The organism is Chryseobacterium sp. BGARF1, assembly GCF_001677955.1.
GTDB lineage: Bacteria > Bacteroidota > Bacteroidia > Flavobacteriales > Weeksellaceae > Chryseobacterium.
Genome location: NZ_LELA01000073.1, coordinates 13,484 through 34,388, shown reverse-complemented (window position 1 = coordinate 34,388; position 20,905 = coordinate 13,484). Strand labels below are relative to the sequence as shown.

Genomic DNA, 20,905 nt, shown 5'->3' with positions numbered 1-20,905 from the left:
TGTTACCAGAATGTTTCCTAATTATTAAAATTTATAACTCGCTCCTATTTTTCCTCTTATTCCGTAATATTCAATCTGTTCTGGTCTGCTTACCTGACCATGGAAATACATCAGCTCCTGATTGGTAAGATTACTGATGTCTAAAAAGAAAGTTATTTTTTTCTTTGTAGAATAAGACAGATTAAGATCTAATTGGAAATTCTTATTTTGGTAGCGGTCTGCGTCTTTATTTTCTCTGATTTCCGTAAGAAAAGTATCCCTGTAGTTCCCTGCCAGTCTCGCAGCAAACCCTTCTCTTTCGTAAATGAATGTCAGATTATAAATGTTAGGAGATTGATTCATCAATCCTACTTTATCGCCACCTCTTTCTGCAATTGTAGTTTCAGATTTTGTATAGGTATAATTTCCCTGAAGGCTTATCCCTTTTAAGAAATTCGGTAACATATCAAGTTTCTTTCTGAACCCGATTTCGAATCCATATAATTTTGCAGATTCCGAATTTAATGGTCTGGAAACTTTATATACATCTGCTTGTCCGTCGAATAGTCTTTTTTCTTGGCTTGAAGCGGTATAGATAAGATCCTTAATATCTTTGTAAAATACACCTCCTGTGATGTAATCTTTTTTGTTTAAATAATAAGATCCTATAACATCAAAATTCCAGGCAAAAGTTGGGTTCAGATTAATATTTCCTTCAGAAACAGTCAAGTTCGTCGGATTGACTCTGGTACTTGGACTGATTTCGTTAAAAGCCGGTCTTGCAAAAGTACGGGTAACTGCTGCTCTCAAATCTAATCCATTTGATGGTCGATAGATAAAATGAAGCATTGGTAGAAACGCGTCATAATTTTTCCTACCATTAATTGGAGTAACTTCTTTAGACTGATCATTAAATTCAAAACTATTAGCATCCACATCTGTATATTCATAACGAAAACCTCCTACTAATTCTATATCGTCTGATAATTTGTATTCACCAGAGGTGTAAGCCGCAAATACATTTTCGGTGGTATCATAATTACCTGTAGCATAGCTGGAATTAGTTGCATCCTGCATTTTATAAGCTAAATTTGACGCAATTGCCGGGTTTGACATAGGATCTTCAAAAGAAGCTCTCGTCGGATACTGAAACAATAATTTATTATAATTGTTATTCAGCTCAGGAAACCAGTTGGTTGTAGGAAAAGGCTCTCTTTCCCAACTATTTAAATATGCTTTTGGTGCTTTAGTGTCATAAATCCAGGTGATATACCTGTAGTCATAAGTACTTCTTTTATTTCGGAACTTTCCACCAAATTTAATATTAAGGTCTTTAATTCCCTGCCAATCAAAATCTAATGACGCTACTTTATCTTTTTCTTCTACATTTCTGATTGAGGTCACAAATCGGTCAAGATAGTAATTATCAGGATTATAAGGAGTCGAAGCACTAAAATTAGGCTGTACATTATCTGCTGGATCACCATTGTATCCAGCCGGACCATCACCAGCCAAAAATTTATAATTTTGTCCGTTAACCTTTACAAGGTTATCAAATTTTACGGTTTGCACCCAGTTTCCATAATAATAACCACGGTTATTTTTTTCTGCTGAAGAAGGTCCGTTGTATCCTGCCCAAGAAGTGTATGTTGATAATTTAGCTCTTACTTTAAGGTTTTCAGATAATTTTCCTTCATATCCCATTTCTCCCCCATAATTTTTAAATAAATAATCAACAAGGCTCCAACGCAGAATCGCATTCTTTGAAGTTTTATCAAATTGAAACATTGTTTTTCTGTTTTCCTCCTCATCCAAAAACTGCGTGTAATATCCTCTTACAAATACCTTATTATTTTTATTAAAACGGAAATCTGTCGCAAGATTAAATCCTGTATTCGTTCTTGTTCCCTGATAATTTCTTACATCTAAAGTATTAACATTGTGCAACTCGTTACCATAAATCACTTCATAGTCGTCTGTAGCATAACTTCTCTGATTATAATAAGCTAATGCAAGAAAACCCAATTTCTTTTTAAAGTATCTGTTTCCATAAATAATACTTCCATTAGGTTTAAAAGTTTCTGAAGCTCTTAAATTATACCGCGAAGCAAGAGTGACACGAAAAGTTTCTTTTTCGGCGGCTGTTTTAGGAACAAAGTTGATGGTACCACCAATTGCATCTCCCTCATATTCAGGCGTGATAGCCTTTATAACTTCTACGTACTCTAAAAATTGGGTCGGAAGTAAATCTAACGGAACCGTACGGTTACCTAGCAAATCTCCTGATGTTTTAGCTGAAGGCATACGATCACCATTGATTGTAGATGAACTCCACTGAGTAGGAGTTCCTCTCACCGTTGCATACCTTCCCTCTCCTTGGTCGCGCTCAATACTCACTCCCGAAACACGCTGTACTGCATCTGCGGCACTTTCATCAGGAAGTTTACCCATTGCATCGGCACTCAAAACATCCATAATCGCATTTGAATTTCTTCGCATCTCTATCGCTTTACTTTCACCGGTAGAGTAATATTCTAATGTTACTTCATCAATTTCTTTTTCATCTAAAAGTTTTATGGTTCCTAGATTGACATTTTCAGAAGATACATTAACAATAATATTTTTTCTCGCAAAATGTTCAGCTTTGATTTCCAGATTATATTTCCCTGGTTTTAAAGTAAGAGTAAAATCTCCGTCAATTTCTGTCGTTGCCGTTTCTGAAGTCTCTTTAACGGTAATTGTTGCAGGATACACTGGATTTTCAGAATCTTTTAGTGTCCCTTTTACTGTTTGCGCACTCGTGTAAACGAAAAGTAAAGTCAAAACAAGAGTAAAAAGTGTTCTCATGCTGAGTTTTTTTAGTTTTTAAGTATATTTTTCAGTTCGAGAAGATCATCAATAATAAAATCGTGATGATAGCCTTTTAATTCATTCCTGCTGTAAGCTCCGGTAGTCACTCCGATGGTTAATCCACATTTTGCATTTTCTCCTTGCTGCAGATCAGACATTGTATCTCCAATTTTCCCAACCTCTTTAGAATCTGTGATATTGAAATGTTCCATTGCTTTAAAGATCATATCAGGATAGGGGCGACCGTTTTCAACTTCATCTGAAGTAATACTAAAATCGAAATCTTGTCCTTGCTTCCAATCCAGTCTTTTAAAAATTGTATCGGCAATCGGGCGTGAAAAACCTGTATCAAATGCTACATAAATACCGTTTTCACGTAAATACTGCATCACGTGATGTGCATTCGGAGTAGATTTCACTTCATTACTTTTGGTATAATATTCAATCATCATTTCAACAAAATCCTGATGAATTTTATTAACTAAATCTTTTTCAGCTGTTACGCCACTGTCTTTAAGAAGTAAAGAAATAGCGACAGGCTTTTCATATCCCATTACTACATTGATTTCTTCTACACTAAAATCGTAACCATACTTTTGCAAAGCAGTCTGTAAAGTAATTCCCACTTTATTTTCATCAAAGACTGTCGTTCCAGCCATATCAAATACAATTAGTTTCATTTTTTTTAATTATTTTTACAGTGCAATATTACTATACTATTGTTAACTATTTGTAAACAAAACATCAAGTAATATTTAACATTTGTAAACTTTGTATACTATTACTAAACATGGAAGGAGCGATAATTTTAGAAATAAATAAAAGAATTAAGCAATACAGAACAGACAAAAGCTTTACGTTACAGGAACTTGCAGATTTGAGCGGGGTAACAAAGGGAATGATTTCTCAAATAGAGAACGGAAGAAGTATTCCGTCGTTGCCTGTTTTACTAAACATCGTCAATGCACTTGATATCAACCTTAGTGAGTTTTTTAAAGATATTCATCAAAGAGAAGATTTGGTTTTAATAACAAGAAAATCAGATTACGAACCATTCCAGAAAGAAGGTTCTGAAGGTTTTTTCTATGAAAGATTTTTCACCAAAACGATGAATGGATGCACCATTGACATTGTATTTTTGTCTATTGAACCCAATAACTTCAGAGATCAGGTGATTACTGAAGCATTTGAATACAAATATATCATCTCAGGTGAGGTAAACTATATAATCGGAAACGAAACCTATCATTTATCAGAAGGTGATTCGCTATTTTTTGATGGTCGTTTAAAGCATGTTCCTATTAATAAAAGTGAGAAGCCATGCAAAATGCTTATCGTGTATTTCTTTGAGAATAAGTAAATCTATAAATTCTAAATATTTATTAATACAAATTCACAGCTTATTGAAGTTAACTAAACTTCTTTTAATTAAATTTGGAATATTAACATCAAACACCATGAAACAGAATTTTAATGTAATCTATTTATTTTTAGCGTTCTCGTGCTTTTATCAATGTGAAAAAAAACAGGAGAAAGCATCTCTAGAGAAAGCAGAAAATACTGATAGTTTTTCAAAAAAAGAAACTCTCAAAATTGTACATTCTGAAACCGACAGTATTTCTGAAAAAGTAAAAGCTTTTATTACATCAGAATATCTAAGTCAAAATGATTTGAAAACAATTTCGGAGAATGACAGGAAATTTCAATTTTTTCAAATTGATTTGAATAATGATGGTCTTAAAGAAACTTTTGTCAATTTCTTGACGCCATATTTTTGCGGAACCGGTGGTTGCTCAATGTTTTTGTTAGATAATGATTTTAAAGCAATTACAAAATTTACGGTCATGCGAACTCCTCTTTACCTAAGTACAAATACCGAAAATGGATGGAAGATAGTGTATGTGAAAGATAGGGATGGCTTCAAACAGCTTGTTTATAAAAATAAAAAATATCCCTCTAATCCTTCTATTTTACCTGTTAGTAAACAAAATCCCGAAAATGAAAAGGGAACAATTTTAATTTTTGAAAATAACCTAAATACTTATCAATTCTAATCATTACCATGAAAAAACTGGTTTCACAAAGTTTTATACTTGTAATGTATATCCGTTTTTACTAATAATTGATGAATTTAACGCAAAGGCAAACAAAGAATATAAAATTTGACCGTTTTAAAGCTATACAAAGGCGTAAACTTAGCAAAGAAATACAAAAACATGAGAAACTGCGGACAAGCATTTACTTGTATTATCTGCCACATCTTTGTGTACGCAAAAAAATTACAGACGGATTTACTGTAGTTCTAAATGGTGTAGCCATTAGTAAAAGGAACAAAAAAAATAGGATAATCTATTTCATTATTTAGAAGCAAGACAGTCTTAAGGTTTATTTTAAACTTGCTTTTTAAGTACTAATAATAATTATACCATCCATTTTGAAAAGTAATATGATTGCAGCCCGACCTGAGTGGAAATCCTTTTTTGTTGCTGGAAAAACGAGGGCAAAAAAGATTGGGAATGGAGAGCGGAATAGCTGCCCAAAAATATATTATTAATTGTTTTAACCTACTTATTAGTTTTAAATTAATGATTTTTTTCATCTGCATTTTATCCACCTATGAAATCTATTTATTATTTTTTTCTGATTATATTTCTGCTAGCTTCATGTGTCTTGCGATATGGAATATCAACTTTTTATTATTTCCAAAGACTTTTATAATTTCTTTGAGATAGGAATTCATTTTTTGATTACTGAAGACATTTTAATTTAAACATTCCGCGTGTCTAAATCCATTTTCTAGGAAACTAATTTATTGTGATTAAGAATAAAAAAGCATCCAAATACCTTCGGATACTTCAAAAATAAAAGAAATAAAATAGTAGTTATAATGTCTTAAATGCAATGGCGTCAACCTCGATGAGCATTCCGTCCAAAGCAAGTTTCGGTACCGGTATTAAAGTACTTGCCGGAAATTGATTATTCTTCCACACCTTATGCATCTCTTCTGTCCATATTCTGAGCTTTTCCTTATCGTGATCCACAATAAGTATTGTAATTTTAAGAACATCTTTAGTTGTCAAACCTGATGTTTTAAGAACAGTCTCAAGATTTTGCAAAGCAGCTTTGGCCTGAGTTCTGAAATCTTTGGAAAGTTTATGTTCTAAACCTTCTCCACCGCTTTGTCCAGAGATAAATACATAATTTCCGTTACCCGAAGCAGTCGTAGAATGGGAAAATGCAAATGGTGTCGGATCAAAAAGTCCTTTTGGATTTTTATATTGAATGTCTGACATATTTTTTTGATTAGGAAGTGGATTATTTTCGGTTTTAGAACAACCTGTTAACAATAAAATAAAGAGTGGAAAAATCAGAATATGCTTTTTTTGATCTGTAAAGAATTTAAAATTAATCATGATTTGTAAAGAATTGATGAAGTTGAAAAATTTGATTAACAGCAGCTTTGGACCAATATTCCGCATCATGTGCACCTGGGCTTTCCTCATAGATATGGGGAATATTCATTGAGATCAATTGCTCGTGAAATTTCCTGTTTTGTACAAGCAATGGGTCGTCGATTCCACAACTAATAAATATTTTCTGTCGACTTTTTTTTAGCTTGTCTATTTGCGAAATAGCAGTATAAGAAATCCATTTTTCAGGATTTTCTCCTAATAATTTGGGAACACCATATTCTTTTCCAAAAGGAACAAAATCGATGACACCGCATAAACTACCAATAGCAGTGAAAGTTTTCTGATGCCTTGCGCCAATATACAGTGCGCCATGTCCACCCATACTCCATCCCATCAGAGCGGTTTTCGATTAATCAGAACTGTAATTTTTTTGAATAAAGCCTGTCAATTCTTTGGCAATAAATGTCTCATACTTTAAATTGGGACTGTCTATGTACCAACTGTCATAATTTCCGTCTGGTAACACAAAGATCATCTGCATTTCTTCACTAAGCTTCACTAAGGAAGGAGTATCTTTTGTCAATGTTCTTTTGGGGTAGCCACTGTATCCATGAAGTATATAAACCGTAGGTAGTTTCTGATATTTATTGTTTGAAGGATGTACCACAAGGGTTTTGATTTCCTTCTTCATAGAGCTGCTATAGATATTCAATGAGTCGATCTTTTGGGAAAACACTTCTGTTCCGATACACATAACGACCAATGCACATAACGATTTTATCATGATAATTTATTTTTTCTGACAACAAAATTAGATACAAAGATTTTCAGAATTCTATACATATGTTGAGGGATCAGAAAATATTTCAATTTCTTAAAATTCATATCCCTGTTTTTTTATTTTCCTTTATCTTTATGCTATGGTAGCATTTTGGAAATTTATAGACCGCTATTCCTTGATCTCTGAGGAATCGAAAAAAGCGTGGTCCGCATTGTTGACAACATCCGAAATAACCAAGGGAAATCATTTTTTAGAACAAGGAACCATTCCGAAGGATATTACTTTTATCAGTAAAGGGCTGCTTTCATATTATTACCTTGATGAAAAAGGGGAAAAAATAATCAAAAGATTTTTTCCAGAAAACTCTCTTGTTGCTTCTACCAGCGCACTATTACAACAGAAACCCGGATCTTTCTCCATTGAGGCTTTAGAGGACACGGAACTCATCAGCTATTCTTTCAATGATTTCAGAAACCTAACAAAACAATATAATGATATTGCCAATTTCTACATCAGTTATCTGGAACGCCATTGGGTAATTGAAAAAGAGTTTGCCGAAATCACACTTAAATCAGCTACAGCAAAACAACGTTATTTAGAATTTGAGAAAAATTACCCTGAGCTTATTTTGCGCCTAAAGCTTCATCAGATAGCCTCTTATCTGGCAATTACTCCTACTCAACTCAGCAGAATAAGAGCTGAATTTTAATGCCTTTATCAATATATATAAAGATTTTCCTCATTTTTTACGGTTAATTTGTCATCTGTTCATGCGCTTGATATAATGACCACTTTCCTCTCTATACTATCTACAGGAGGAATTTCAAATCTTGAATCTACCTTTTGGTATATGAAAAAAAATGGTTATGCATTTACTTCCGCCAAACACAACAAATGCTATATAAATCCTTATCAGAGAATACAATGCTAAATATTAAACTCTGATAATAGATCAAATAAGAAATTCTACAGTATCAAATCAATTTGAAAGGTACTATTGTGTTAATTTCAATATTTCCTTTCCAAAATCTGCAAAACCATCCTTATGATCTTTAAAGCTCTGATGGCTGATCATCCTCACTGCAACAATCTTATCTTTGGGATTGACAATAATATAGTTTCCCAAATATCCATCTGCACGGTAGGTCACATTTCCACTGAAGTTCCTTTTCCGAAGGCGCAGACCAGGCTTTAGATACTGACCGATATATTCATAAGGATTGTTGCCAAAAATGAGTTGTAATCTGGATGCATAATCTTCATTAGATCTGTAGATACCCTTCATTTTAATGGCTTTTCGGATAAATTCTTTAGATACATTTGCTTTTCTGAGATCGTTGATGATCTCATTATCAACAACTGATATGGTATTTTCATAATCGAGCCACCAGAGCATTCCATAACCTTTGTATTGGCTTGATGAAACAACTACTTCTGAAATATGTTCCTTTGCGATGATTTGGTGGTCATTGTAATAACCGTTGTTTAACAGTAACATACCGAGCTTGATCAAATCTTTAGGTTTGATTTGGCATCCCGACATCACGTGAGGATTTCCGGCGTTGTCCAGGGTCCAAGAATAATCTATGATCTCCAACGGTTTAAAAAGCCTTTCTCCAATATAGTCATCCATTCTTTTGCCTGTGATTCTTCTTATGACACCTGCCATCAGGTTCAGGGATTTATTATTGTATTCAAAAGCTTCTCCTGGTCTTTTGGATAGTTCCGCCGTAAGCGCCAGCTGAACAAAATCGTCGCTTGAATAGATCTCCACCGCTGCATTGGAGTTGTTCTGCATACCGGAAGTCATATTAACCAGATGCCGAATGGTGATCAACTGTTTCTGACCTTGTTTCCATTCTGGGTAAAAATCCGTGATCAGGGTATCTAAACTTTCGATCAAACCATCTGTTAAGAGACAGGCTACAGCAAGTCCCACGATACTCTTGGTACAAGACATAGCTTCAACCTTTCTATCTTCGTTACCTATACCGAAATATTTCTCTGCAACCAGTTGATTGTCTTTGTAGATTATAACTGCCTCCGAATGCGTGTCTTCAGCTTTTTTTAATAATATCTGTAATTTAGCTACATCTATCCTTTGCCCATAGGTCGTAATTATAAAAGATGACAGCATCACTATCAAAAATCTGGTATTCATAAAATTTGTTTTTTTCTGAGATCAACAGACCCTTAATCGTAAAATAATTTCAAATTTAGTGTTACAAAGAAATTAGATTTTACAATTGTAAAATTGTAAAAATGGAAACACTTAGATAAATAGCCAGACAACTTCTTTATCTACATCCACGTTTCTGAAAAACGATTTCGGTGTTTTATGGGTTAATTCCCGAAAATCCCTTATAAAATGGGACTGGTCATAGAAAAGGTTTTCATGCGATAGTTCGGTTAGGTTTTTAACTTCATTTTTCTCAGTGATGGATTTTCTGAAACGATGAATTTTGCGATATTCAGAAGCGGATTTACCCACGTTTTTTTGAAATAATTTATTTAGATATTGCCTGGAGATATTATATTTTTTTGCGATCTCATCAATTTTCCCATCCGCTTCTATGTCTTTTATGATGTCCTTCATTACTGAAATGTCTTTTTCAATATACTTTGAAAGCCAATAACTCTCCAGCATTTCAAGCTGTTTTTTCCTGTCATGAAGATTGAGGATCTTATGCATCTCAGCTTTAAGATCGGCAAACGGATTGAACACGATCTCTTTGGTGTGATCCTGGGCAAAAAACATTTCAGTATTTTCTATAAAAAAATTGATTCCTAAAGGTTTGAAGTATATCGTGAGTTCATTTATAGGTTCTTCGTAAAATATTTCAATGGGAGAATTGTAACGGTAAACCATATTAGAGTAAATTCCTTTTTTTCCTGATGGCCTGATCATTATCTTGCTATTATCTTGGCTAAAGGAAGCATTTTGCATCACCGTGACAATAGTATAGTTGTTGGGAAAGGTTCGGTAATGCAACGGATCAGATATCTTACCTTTCTGTATGAAATAGTAGCCTTCAATGTATTTTTTCAGGAGTTCATTTGTAGGTTTGTAAAATTTCAACTGCATTTTTCTAATTAAAATTATAAACAAATATTCACAAAATAATTCTAATTCAGCAAAGATAAAAAAACAAGAGTAACCTATTCTTAAGTCGATCGGACCATTCATCAAGAAGATCTCATAGTTCATGAAGCAGGATAGTACTTTTGAAGTTCTAGCAAGAATGATCATACGTATATGATCTGAGAATATTTTTCGTTTCTTGATAAACCGGACACTCAGAAAAGATCTGTGTTCCTGATGCTGTCTCTCAATCAGTAGCGGCATTCCATTTTACGTAGCTGATAAAGGCTCTCTTCATGATCTTCTAGGGACAAATGTCCTTTTTTAAATTCTTTGTTTTTAAGAATTTTACCACTTTAATAATTTGTAAAGTAAAAATAATTATATGAAAAATAACATAAAAACAATTGCGTTCGATGCGGATGATACATTATGGGTCAATGAGCCTTATTTTCAGGAAGCGGAAAAGAAGTTTACCAACCTACTTCAGAATTTTACGCCTCAAGACGTGGTATCGCAGGAACTGTTTAAAACTGAAATGAAAAACCTTTATTTATATGGCTATGGAGTAAAAGGATTTGTTCTTTGTATGATTGAGACTGCAAACAGAATTATTAATCAAGACCTCTCTCCTCATCTTATCGATAACATTATAGAAATAGGACATGAACTCTTACAAAAACCTATCGAATTACTGCCTGGCGTGGAACAAACTTTGAAACATTTAAAAGGAAAATACAAACTGATCGTAGCTACTAAAGGTGATCTATTGGATCAGGAGCGAAAGCTGAACAATTCGGGTCTGGAAAACTATTTTCACCACATAGAGATTATGAGTGACAAAAAGCCTTACAATTACACTAAATTATTGAAGCATCTGGATTGTGATCCTGAAAATTTCCTGATGTTGGGAAATTCATTCAGATCTGATATACTACCTGTTTTGGAGCTGGGCGGGTTTGGAGCTTATATTCCGTATCATATAACCTGGCAACACGAAAAACACGACCGTTTTCTACCACATCAGAATTTTGTGGAACTCAAAAGCATTGACAATATTTTAAATTATCTGGAATAATAGTGAAAACTATAGTAGATATCTAACAATGAAAAAAAGAACCATTCTTTATTTCTTGAATATCTTTACGTAATTTTAAATACAGTCAATGAGATCGAGAAGTTCAGGTATAAGATCAAAGATACTACCTTGTTCATTTTCGATAGGTAAATCACTAGGTCTAATATTTCGTAAAATAAGGATCATATTTTTTTGGGCAGAGTAAACCAGAAATTGTTTCCCTCACCCATTTTACTTTCAACTCCTATTTTTCCTGAATGTTTCTTTATGATAAATCTTTTACAGAACCTCTAGAGCCTGTGATAATTTTGGAAAGTTATCACAGGCTCTAATATATAGTTATCTAAATACATGTTTTATGATGCATTTATAAGATATAAAAACTTCTTACTAACCAATGATGATGGATAAAATGCGCATACCACAAATTAAGTATAAATACCTATTTTAAAATGACTTGAGTTTTATTATTTTTATCAGATAATAATACACCATGAATATCACATTAAATATTTCCTCTCAACGGGGATCATGCTTTACGCATGCCTTTATCATACAATGTAAAAAATTACAGTATGACAAACTAATACCCTCTACAAAATCTTTTATACTTCAATAAAAATCATCAAAAAACTAAAAACTATGGCAAATTTTGCATCATCAAAAAATCTTGGGAATGGATATCCAACTCCAGGACCTCAGCGACCTGACATTCAGGACATCATGAATCATGCTTATTTCTTAACAGACGGTCAGTGGAAAGAAGCAAAAGAAAATAATTCTTATGACTATGTAATTATTGGCTCAGGCTTCTGCGGATATGCCTTTGCTAAAAGAATTTTAGAAAAAGACAAAGAAGCCAAAATTCTTATGGTGGAGCGTGGAGGCTTTTTATTACCAACCCATTTTCAGAATTTAGGGGCGAGTTATAAAAAATTGGTCGGGCCAATTTCTGAAACTTTTCCTTGGAGTTTATCTCAGTCTACCATGCTGGAAAAAGCGCCTTATCGTGTAACGCAACATGGAATGTTACCTTATTTTGGGGGCAGAAGCTTCTTATGGAGTGCCTGGTGCCCTCAGCCGGAAAAAGTACAAGTCGAGAAATGGTCTCCGGTACTATTTAATTCTTTAACGCAAAAAAATGGTGAGACTTCTTACTTTGATGATGCAATCAAACTATTGCATGTTCATAAATCCAATGTATTGCCTTTTTCTAAGAATTTAAAAAAGTTGGGGCTGGAAAATAATTTAGATCAATTACGATTACCAGAATATGGGGCATTGCAAGATATTATTCATGATTTATTTGCTAAAAAGAAAGACGATTTTAACTCTCAAAGTGTGACGCGTGCAAAACTCATGAAGGTAGAATATGCGTCGTTGGCGTGTGGTGATGGTGAAAATAAAGGAATTGATTTTAACAAATTCTCAACCCCAACAGCTATTCTCAATTTGGTAGACAGCACGGCATTTCCAACCAAAAATGTGGATTCTGATACAGAAAAAAGAAGAAAAGAAGGCAATAATATGTATCCCAACAGATTACACATTCTTACTGAATGTGTAGTAGAAGAAATTTTAAATGAAAATAATCAAGCTTATGGATTATTAACATCAAGAGGTACCATTGCATTGAATAATGCAGAATTGATATTAGCAACCGGAGCTATGCCACCTGCGACGTTGATCCAGAAATCATTCAACCATGAATCGGCAGGTAAGCATTTTACAGCTCACACAATTTCTGCTATTACAGCAAGAGTAAAGAAAGATAAATTATCAGAGTTAACAGAAAATGGCAATTTACAGATGGGAGCGATTTACTTGCCTTTCTTTGCAGAAAATGGTCAGCAGTTTCATATCCAATTGTCGATTATTCATGATCCAAATCCAAATAAAAATCAGGAGCTGGCAATGCGCTATATGCCTGATGTTGTATCTACTGCTTCTCCAGAACAATTGAAAGATTCAGAAAACTATGTAATATTAGTATGTGCAATTTTAGGTGAATTAGATATTCATAATGAAGAGGCGTCTTTTAACGCTAATAAAGATTCAGATTCGACTACAGGGAGTTTACTAAGATGTAATCCTAGCTTGAAAGATAAAAAAACCTGGGATGATATGGGTAAAACGACCTATAATATTCTTGACTATTTATTTGATGATCCTGAATATTGGTATAGTGATTTGAATTATTATCAAGAATGTCATGTAAGTGGTACAGATTTTTTACCTGAACGTTATGGAATCCAAAACTCATGGGTAAAAAAAGAAGAGCGCACAAGATATCCCCATGTACCGGCAATGGTACACGAAGGTTCTACTCTACCCATTGAAAATAATAATGTAGATAGTGATAATAAAAAAATTGAGGCAGTAGTAAATTTAGATTATCAACTGATAAATCAAGGCAAGCCTGTATCGAATTTATTTATAACAGGAGCTTCATTATGGGCGCAAAGCGGTGCCTGGAATCCTACGTTAACCATGACGGCAATGGCATTACAATTAGCGGATAAACGAATTGCAGCTAAGGAAAAGCAACAACCCACATCTGAAAACACAGAATCTACAGCTATTCTTGAATTAATTGATCAATCTAAATTTTAATCATGATGAATACTAACGAAACTGTTAACCTGTTAGAAGTAAGTCTAGATTTACAATCTGTAGAAAATATGGATGGAGTCTATACTTGCATCAAAGATGTTGATTCACGATTTGTATTTTGCAACGAAAATTTCGCAAAATTAGTAGGAAGTTCTGTCTCGGAAATCGTAGGAACAATTGATGACAGAGCAGATCATGTACAAGATGATGAAGCGGTCCGAAAATCAGAAATCCCATTATTGAATCATCGTGAGTTAATAGAATTACCAGACGGCTCTCAACAGCCCATTCTTACTCAAAAAGGATTATGGCGATGTACAACCGACAAATCTGAAATTCTAGGCACAACCGTTAATTTCTCTTTACAAAAAACCAAAGAAGCCTGGATTCAAGATTTAGAACTAAAAATGGTAGATCATGTAGGGTACTTTGGCATTGACAATACTCACGAAGCCGATAAAGACAGTACCTATTCTTTGAATTTTATTTTAATAGATAATCTTCCGAAGTTAAAATTACACAAACTCGCAATGGATGAACAATGGTTTTTTCATGAAGGTTCTGCTTTGCAAATTTATATTTTCGATTTGGTGAAAAAAACGGCAACCATTAAGACTTTAGGTAAAAATATTGCTAAAGGCGAAAAACTACAAGTTGTGGTGCCCAAAAACACATGGTTTGGCGCTGAAGTCGTAAGTAAAGATTTTAATTTAAGCAGCTGCAGCCTAGCTCCAGCTTTTTATGAAGGTTGTAGCACTTCTTTACCAGCAGATAGCAGCGAAAGAAAAGCATTTTTGGATGATTTGAAACATACTTTTCCAGAATATGATGATGTAATTGATGAACTTTCTTAAGTTTTATAATTAATGACCTCATTTGGCGTCTTGCTGAATGAGGTATTATTTAATAATGTGCTATATCTCTCAAAATTACATGAATCACTTTTACCTGTTGGTCATGATTTAACGATAATCAACTAAAAACTCAAAAAACTAATAACCTAAATAACCATGGAATTAAAATTTAAAAAACTGATGCTTTTGAGCATTACAACAGCTACTTTACTGGGGCTTACATCTTGTAAAAAAGAGCCTTACTCTACAACTAAAACAAGCTTAGCAAGTATTTTTGAAGATTACAATAAGAATAACGAAATTAAAAATACAGTTGATACCATAGTTCTTAACAATGATCAAATGTTTGTTGACTGGTCTTGGCAAAAATTTTTATGGTTAACGTCAAATACCGAAGATAATGTTCCTGTATTTATGAAAGAATTAAAACAGGTTAATGATTTTGGTGAAGAAATAAAATTAGATCCTTTAAAAAAGAAAGGATTACCATCTTCATACATAAAAGATGGTAAATTACCATTAATCTTAGATTTGTATCAACAAGCAGACGGAACAAAATTGAGTAGCAAGAGCAATTCTCTCGTAAGATATTCGATACATGCTAATGACGGAATATTAGAGATGTTTAATTCAGCCGATGCATCATCAATTATTAGCCAAGCAGCTGAAATACTAAAAAATGACAGCTTAAAGCGCTCTATCCGTGAGAGTAAAAATCAATATCCAGTTGGTGCTACCGAAATTAAAATAGCTTGGATAGAAACATCTCAAGTAGTAGATTCTACTAAAACTTTTAATATAACTGCAATTGTTAATCAACCTAATGAAAATTTTTACGAAAATTATAATAACGCTGAACTAAAAAGAATGTCTATGATTGGCTTTCACATATTTACAGTTACAGCAGAGCACCCTGAAGGCGTGTGGTCAACTTTTGATCAACGAGATTTAGCACCAGATAGAACAAGTTTTCACGGAGACCCTGTAAATTCTAAATCAGATAAATACACATTATTCGATGGAAACGCTGTTGGAAATACAGAAGATGGAATTATTCAAGATAAAACCACTCTTACTCCAAAAGTTAAAAATAAAGTATTTCAATCCAATCCTGAAGGAGTTAGATACAATCAGGCATCTCAAGGAATGGTGGTTATTAAAGAAGATGAAGAGTTTGCTACAATGATTAAATCTAGTAACGAATTAGCTAAAAAAGCCCTTACAAATGATAAAGTTAAAATATGGGCGAACTATAAATTTGTCGGCTCTATATGGTCAAAAACAAATGCTCCAATTAATGAGTTGCTAGATGGAGATTTATCAAAACCATATGGTACCGGTAATGGGCAAAGTTTTGGTAGTTTAAATTTAGCAAATATCACTATGGAAACCACATTCCAAACAGGAGGAATGAATTGCTTTACTTGTCACTCAATGAATAATAATTTATACAGGACAAGTACATCAAAAAAAATAAATGTTAAGTCCCCTTTAATTAGCTCACATTTATTTGAAAAATATGCAGAATTAAAAGCAGCATTATTAGCAAGTCAAGGAGCAGCCAAAATCGACATTCATAAAGAATTGAATATTGATAAAAGAAAACCTTCTAATAATATAGATGAAATTAATCTGTTAAAAAACAGCATAAGGGAATCATCTCGTGAAGAAGCTAGAGAATTACTTAAAAAGTAGTTATAATACCCTTAAAATACTGGATCGATATTTAATTTTAAAAATATTTACTTAAACAAGTCCAAAAAAAGGAAGACACAAATTCGATCCAGTATTTAAGACAAAAGTAGCTCTACAAAAACCATTGTGAGTTAAATAACAAATTAATTAAAACTAAAAAAATGGAAAAAAAATACATATCCGATCTTAAAGCTCAGTTCATAGATACGTACCAAAAAGTTATGATAGAAAATGGTGCAAAACCAGCACCAAGAGCCGTATTCAGAAAACAACATGGTGTTGTACATGGTGAATTAAGTTTAACCAATAACTTACCGATTGAAAAATTAGTAGGTGATCTTGGTTTCTTTGGAATTAAAGATAATTTCAAGTGTGTACTGCGTTTTTCAAGTGATACAGCTCCTAAAAAAACAGATGTAAAGTCTACCATTGGTTTGGGTTTAAAGATCTTTGATTTACCGAATAATGCTGAAGGATTTGATGGACCAAATACAGATTTTATATTTCAAAATATTGATGTGTTTTTTGCTCAAAATGCACAACAAATGGTAGAATTCACTCAAATATCCTCTTCTGGTGATATCAATCAATTAAATGAATATTATAGAGAAAACAAAGAATTGAAACGTATTTTAGACCAAATGGAAAAATACGAAGACAGTTGTTTAACTACTGCATACTACCCTATCATCCCATTCCGATTAGGTGAAAAACATATGATAAAACTACGGCTTAAACCAGCAGTTGAAGAAAGTTTCCCTGTTATTATGAAGCAGAAAGATTATCTCGCTAAAGATTTACAGCAAAAATTATCTAATGATTCTTATCAATTTATTCTTGAAGGACAGATCAAAGAGATTGATGAAAAAATAGCAGATGATCTACAATTAAAATGGGATGAAAGTTTTATTGAAATTGGGAGATTAAACCTTCCCAAACAAGATTTGAATCTGATCGGAGTGAAAGAACTTGGTGATCATATTAATTTTAATTGCTGGCGTATAAATTCATTGAATCAACCTCTGGGTAGCATTGCTGAAGCAAGAAGAGATGTTTACAAATATGGTGCAGAAACGAGATACAGTGCTAATGCTTTAGAGTTCAGAGAACCAAAAGGAGAAATTTGCCCTTTTCATGCACAAAATAAAGATGAAAAAATAGTTGACCACGAAATTGTGAGTGCTGCAATATATCCTTCAATAGGCATTATGCGTGTAGGAAATAGTGATGAGTACTATATAGGGCCACAAGTTCCAGAGCCCATCATGTCAAATGATCTTTCTTTTTATAGGGATAGAGAAGGCAAAATTAAAAGACAAGCAGCAGAATTTAGAATATATGGTCTGAATATTAAAGGTGAAGTTGTAAAAGAACTTACCCACCCTGATATTAAAGACAAAGTTGAAATTGATTGGTCGTGCCATTTGGCCAATCAAAAAGCAGCTTGGTATCAATTTAATCTTGCATTAGATATTCCGGAAGCCAATGAAGATGAATATAAATATTCATTTAAAAGAAATTCAGAGATCCTAGATCGTATGAGCCTCGTTATTGATGGAGGGGTAAAAAATATAAATAGCAAATCGATTAACAAATCAGCAAAATTTAAAGGGAAATTTTTAAGAAACACAGAAGTTTATCTTGGAGAAATGTTTTTTGATAAAAATTCATCAAATTCTAAAAGATTACATGTACTTGGAGGTAAAGGTATATCCAAAAGTGTTAAAAATGAAATTGCTTTAGATTTTGCAAATAATGATGGCTGGTATGATGACACTTCTGATGGACCAGTAACAGCAATTGTAAAATTCAATAATAAGGAAATCAATGTAAAACCTGCTTGGGTAATTTGTGCACCTCCAGATTATGCTCCTGTACAACAATCGGTAAGAACAATGTGGGATCTAATGAGAGATCTATCTGTAAGAGAACTTAATTTGCCTTCTCCACTTAGCCCTTCATTCTCTTATGATATATTTCCTATATTTAAGAGAATGACAGAGCTACAGTGGGTAAACAAAGGTTTTTTAACCACTTTTGGGTTCAATGGAGCTTATAATTTCAATGAAAATATATGGATTGAAAAATTAAGGGATGGAACTATGAATAACTTAGAATTCAGAAGACAAATGTTTAATCAGTTTAGGCGGTTTGATCTCCCTGGTTCTCAATCTCCAGCTTTATGGCCTTGGTTATATGGAGATGCTATGGAAATAAAAGGAAACGGAAGCCCTAGACAACATAGTACATTGACAGATTTGCAAATCAAAATGTTGCAGCAATGGGTAGACGGTAATTTTATTGATGATTGGGATAAATATAAAACCAATTATATTAGTCCTAAACCTTTAGATGAATATCCTGTAGAGGAGCAAGCTGACCTACTTACCAGAGCTGCTTTAGATTTTTGTTTAGCAGATGCCTTTCATCCGGGTTGCGAAATGACATGGCCGGTAAGAATATCTACTATGTATGATTCTCCTTTCAGATTTAATTTTGATAAAGATCATCTTATTAAAGACAACCTTGATTACGGTCCTTTTATAGATCAAACGTTACTTAATAAAATAGTTAATCCTTTCGAATTTCAAGTTGCAGGTAATATTACACGTTGGATGGCTATTCCTTGGCAAACAGATACGGCCTCGTGTAAAGATGGATACGACAGTTCATACGACTCTTATATTCCAACATTTTGGCCAGCACGAGTGCCTAATGAAATTATTACTTACAAACAATTTAAAGCTTTACAAGAAAAACAAGGAAATCCAGAAGAGCAATTAGAAATATTTAATCAACGTTTTGAGTGGCTAGAAGATTTACCGGGTAACCCTACCATTTATTCTCCATACCAAGAAATTATCAATAAAATGGTTACTCATTTTGATGCTGTAGGCACAGTGCTACCTATGAAATTAGACGAAACAATTACGAATAACGATAACCCTAAAGTTCCAGATACGGTACAAGTTGCTTTAACTAGCTCATACACTAAAATTATAAATATCATTTTAAAAGAGACCAGACAAAAGCTGATAGATAATGTCGCAAAAGATAAGGTAATGGAAATAATATCAGATAATGTATTAAATTCTTCTCAATTACAAATTGACGAAGATGTAAAAAAAGAAGCGGAGCATATATTAAATAACTCAGAAGAATTAGAAAACCTACTGTCAAAAGTTCAAGAAACAAATAAAGATTTACAAATAGAATATGTTAAACCAAATCAAAAAATAGTAACTATTCATGAAAGATTTAGAAGACGTTTTAATTCTTAATAATGAATAACGATTTCGAAATTATAATTATTGGAGGAGGCATAGCAGGCTGTATCGCTGCTATGCACCTCCATTTGTTTTACAAAATTTTAGTCATTGAAAAACCAGAGAACACCAATGTTTTACATGGGGAAACTTTAATTGCATCCAGTAGACGTATTTTTAGTGAATTAGGAATTGATATTGATGTAATAATGCAAGACCCATTGGTTGGCAAACCTACCATTGGTATGCAGTCATATTGGGGAACCCCTCATCCTATCATGCAAGATAGCATACAGAATCCTGAAGGTCACGGCTGGTCTATCGATAAGAATAATTTTGTAAATGAATTACAAAAAATAACAAGCGAGCGAGGTATTAAGATCATTAGAGAAAATATCATTAGTGTTGTAGAAGAGTCTCAACAATGGGCTTTGATCACAAAGACAAAGGAGGGTTTTGAAAATAATTATCACGCTAAATTTATCATAGATGCTTCAGGACGTAGAAGTTTGATGGCTCAAAAAATGAACATTAAGTCTCTCAAAAAAGATCAACTTATTGGGATTCACGGAAATATACACATTCCAACTCTAAAAGAACTTTCTACGATCTATACTGTTGAAAATGGATGGTGGTATATTGCCAAACTACCTAATAATAAACATTTGATCAGCTTCTTTACAGATTCCGATTTATGTGATAAAAAGTTGACAAAAGATGGAGAATTTTTTAAAAATTATTTTTTAGCCGAAAAAGATTTAATTAAAATTTTAGACATAAAAGAAGAAATATTAGATTATGAATTTTTAGGTACAAAAGCATCACATTCGTCCTATCTAAAATTTCCAATACAATCGAATTGGATAGCAATTGGAGATGCATGCTTGACCTTTGATCCGTTATCCTCTCAAGGAATGTTTAATGCTTTAGCAATGGCTGCTCAATACTCAAAATTGATCATTAAATCGAATGTCGTTCATACCTTGTCAGGAAGCATTAAAAATGCATTTATAGCAGAATACAATCGTATTGCAGAAAATATTTGGTCTCATTATGAATATCATCATTACATCTATTACAAGATGGAAAAAAGATGGCCCAACCAATTATTTTGGAATAGGCGTCACTGTCTTAAATAAGCATTATTGATGAAATTTGATTTTATTTAATACTAAAAACTCTGCAAAAATTGGTGTTTACAGAGTTTGGATGTACTAATTTAGCGTCCAGTAGAAGTTAAGCATAAAACCTTAATTTTAACTTATGAAACGAGACCAAAAAATTTACGACCCTG

General features: G+C 33.1%; 14 protein-coding genes and 1 pseudogene. 9 read left to right on the top strand and 6 right to left on the bottom strand.

The window, feature by feature from the left end; genetic code table 11:
- Positions 1-24: 24 nt before the first annotated feature.
- Both AB671_RS13770 and AB671_RS13765 read right to left on the bottom strand, forming a co-directional pair.
- Positions 25-2,826 (bottom strand): TonB-dependent receptor, encoded by a 2,802-nt coding sequence (locus AB671_RS13770; RefSeq protein WP_066677887.1) that lies wholly within the window; start codon positions 2,824-2,826, stop codon positions 25-27.
- Positions 2,827-2,837: 11 nt separating this feature from the next.
- Positions 2,838-3,509: an HAD hydrolase-like protein gene (locus AB671_RS13765; protein ID WP_066677888.1), complete on the bottom strand. Its 672-nt coding sequence runs from the start codon at positions 3,507-3,509 to the stop codon at positions 2,838-2,840.
- Between the two features lie 110 nt (positions 3,510-3,619).
- Here AB671_RS13765 and AB671_RS13760 point away from each other — a divergent pair, with 110 nt between their 5' ends.
- Together AB671_RS13760 and AB671_RS13755 are read left to right on the top strand one after the other, a co-directional pair.
- Positions 3,620-4,189 (top strand): helix-turn-helix domain-containing protein, encoded by a 570-nt coding sequence (locus tag AB671_RS13760; RefSeq protein WP_066677890.1) that lies wholly within the window; start codon positions 3,620-3,622, stop codon positions 4,187-4,189.
- Between the two features lie 97 nt (positions 4,190-4,286).
- Positions 4,287-4,883 carry a hypothetical protein gene (locus AB671_RS13755; RefSeq protein ID WP_066677892.1) on the top strand — a complete coding sequence of 199 codons (597 nt, stop codon included), beginning with the start codon at positions 4,287-4,289 and terminating at the stop codon, positions 4,881-4,883.
- 828 nt (positions 4,884-5,711) lie between these two features.
- Here the strand turns inward: AB671_RS13755 and AB671_RS13740 are convergent.
- Together AB671_RS13740 and AB671_RS22795 are read right to left on the bottom strand one after the other, a co-directional pair.
- Positions 5,712-6,122 (bottom strand): RidA family protein, encoded by a 411-nt coding sequence (locus AB671_RS13740; RefSeq protein WP_066677943.1) that lies wholly within the window; start codon positions 6,120-6,122, stop codon positions 5,712-5,714.
- Positions 6,123-6,234: 112 nt separating this feature from the next.
- Positions 6,235-6,933, bottom strand: a pseudogene (locus tag AB671_RS22795) (alpha/beta hydrolase).
- A gap of 229 nt (positions 6,934-7,162) precedes the next feature.
- On the opposite strand from AB671_RS22795, the gene AB671_RS13730 reads away from it, so the two are divergent.
- Positions 7,163-7,732, top strand: a complete 570-nt coding sequence (locus tag AB671_RS13730; protein ID WP_066677898.1) for a Crp/Fnr family transcriptional regulator — start codon at positions 7,163-7,165, stop codon at positions 7,730-7,732.
- 285 nt (positions 7,733-8,017) lie between these two features.
- Here AB671_RS13730 and AB671_RS13725 read toward each other — a convergent pair whose 3' ends face one another.
- Both AB671_RS13725 and AB671_RS13720 read right to left on the bottom strand, forming a co-directional pair.
- Positions 8,018-9,160 carry a serine hydrolase domain-containing protein gene (locus tag AB671_RS13725; protein ID WP_066677900.1) on the bottom strand — a complete coding sequence of 381 codons (1,143 nt, stop codon included), beginning with the start codon at positions 9,158-9,160 and terminating at the stop codon, positions 8,018-8,020.
- 135 nt (positions 9,161-9,295) lie between these two features.
- Positions 9,296-10,108, bottom strand: a complete 813-nt coding sequence (locus tag AB671_RS13720; protein WP_066677902.1) for a helix-turn-helix domain-containing protein — start codon at positions 10,106-10,108, stop codon at positions 9,296-9,298.
- A gap of 382 nt (positions 10,109-10,490) precedes the next feature.
- Here AB671_RS13720 and AB671_RS13715 point away from each other — a divergent pair, with 382 nt between their 5' ends.
- The 6 genes from AB671_RS13715 to AB671_RS13690 all read left to right on the top strand — a co-directional run bounded on the left by AB671_RS13715 (position 10,491) and on the right by AB671_RS13690 (position 20,750).
- Positions 10,491-11,183: an HAD family hydrolase gene (locus AB671_RS13715; RefSeq protein WP_066677904.1), complete on the top strand. Its 693-nt coding sequence runs from the start codon at positions 10,491-10,493 to the stop codon at positions 11,181-11,183.
- A gap of 642 nt (positions 11,184-11,825) precedes the next feature.
- On the top strand, positions 11,826-13,796 hold the full coding sequence (locus AB671_RS13710) for a hypothetical protein (RefSeq protein ID WP_066677906.1): 1,971 nt from the start codon (positions 11,826-11,828) through the stop codon (positions 13,794-13,796).
- 2 nt (positions 13,797-13,798) lie between these two features.
- Positions 13,799-14,650, top strand: coding sequence for a cupin domain-containing protein (locus AB671_RS13705; protein WP_066677907.1), 852 nt, complete (start codon positions 13,799-13,801; stop codon positions 14,648-14,650).
- Positions 14,651-14,806: 156 nt separating this feature from the next.
- The gene (locus tag AB671_RS13700; RefSeq protein WP_066677908.1) at positions 14,807-16,345 is read left to right on the top strand and encodes a hypothetical protein; all 1,539 of its coding nucleotides are present in this window, start codon (positions 14,807-14,809) and stop codon (positions 16,343-16,345) included.
- A gap of 161 nt (positions 16,346-16,506) precedes the next feature.
- The gene (locus AB671_RS13695) at positions 16,507-19,626 is read left to right on the top strand and encodes a LodA/GoxA family CTQ-dependent oxidase (RefSeq protein ID WP_066677911.1); all 3,120 of its coding nucleotides are present in this window, start codon (positions 16,507-16,509) and stop codon (positions 19,624-19,626) included.
- Positions 19,627-19,628: 2 nt separating this feature from the next.
- On the top strand, positions 19,629-20,750 hold the full coding sequence (locus AB671_RS13690) for an NAD(P)/FAD-dependent oxidoreductase (protein ID WP_066677913.1): 1,122 nt from the start codon (positions 19,629-19,631) through the stop codon (positions 20,748-20,750).
- The last annotated feature ends 155 nt before the right edge of the window (positions 20,751-20,905 follow it).

Coding starts and splice junctions, on each gene's coding strand:
- AB671_RS13730 (WP_066677898.1), top strand. CDS start 7,163: ATGGTAGCATTTTGGAAATTTATAGACCGCTATTCCTTGATCTCTGAG.
- AB671_RS13770 (WP_066677887.1), bottom strand. CDS start 2,826: ATGAGAACACTTTTTACTCTTGTTTTGACTTTACTTTTCGTTTACACG.
- AB671_RS13725 (WP_066677900.1), bottom strand. CDS start 9,160: ATGCTGTCATCTTTTATAATTACGACCTATGGGCAAAGGATAGATGTA.
- AB671_RS13705 (WP_066677907.1), top strand. CDS start 13,799: ATGATGAATACTAACGAAACTGTTAACCTGTTAGAAGTAAGTCTAGAT.
- AB671_RS13695 (WP_066677911.1), top strand. CDS start 16,507: ATGGAAAAAAAATACATATCCGATCTTAAAGCTCAGTTCATAGATACG.
- AB671_RS13690 (WP_066677913.1), top strand. CDS start 19,629: ATGAATAACGATTTCGAAATTATAATTATTGGAGGAGGCATAGCAGGC.
- AB671_RS13755 (WP_066677892.1), top strand. CDS start 4,287: ATGAAACAGAATTTTAATGTAATCTATTTATTTTTAGCGTTCTCGTGC.
- AB671_RS13760 (WP_066677890.1), top strand. CDS start 3,620: ATGGAAGGAGCGATAATTTTAGAAATAAATAAAAGAATTAAGCAATAC.
- AB671_RS13715 (WP_066677904.1), top strand. CDS start 10,491: ATGAAAAATAACATAAAAACAATTGCGTTCGATGCGGATGATACATTA.
- AB671_RS13710 (WP_066677906.1), top strand. CDS start 11,826: ATGGCAAATTTTGCATCATCAAAAAATCTTGGGAATGGATATCCAACT.
- AB671_RS13700 (WP_066677908.1), top strand. CDS start 14,807: ATGGAATTAAAATTTAAAAAACTGATGCTTTTGAGCATTACAACAGCT.
- AB671_RS13740 (WP_066677943.1), bottom strand. CDS start 6,122: ATGTCAGACATTCAATATAAAAATCCAAAAGGACTTTTTGATCCGACA.
- AB671_RS13720 (WP_066677902.1), bottom strand. CDS start 10,108: ATGCAGTTGAAATTTTACAAACCTACAAATGAACTCCTGAAAAAATAC.
- AB671_RS13765 (WP_066677888.1), bottom strand. CDS start 3,509: ATGAAACTAATTGTATTTGATATGGCTGGAACGACAGTCTTTGATGAA.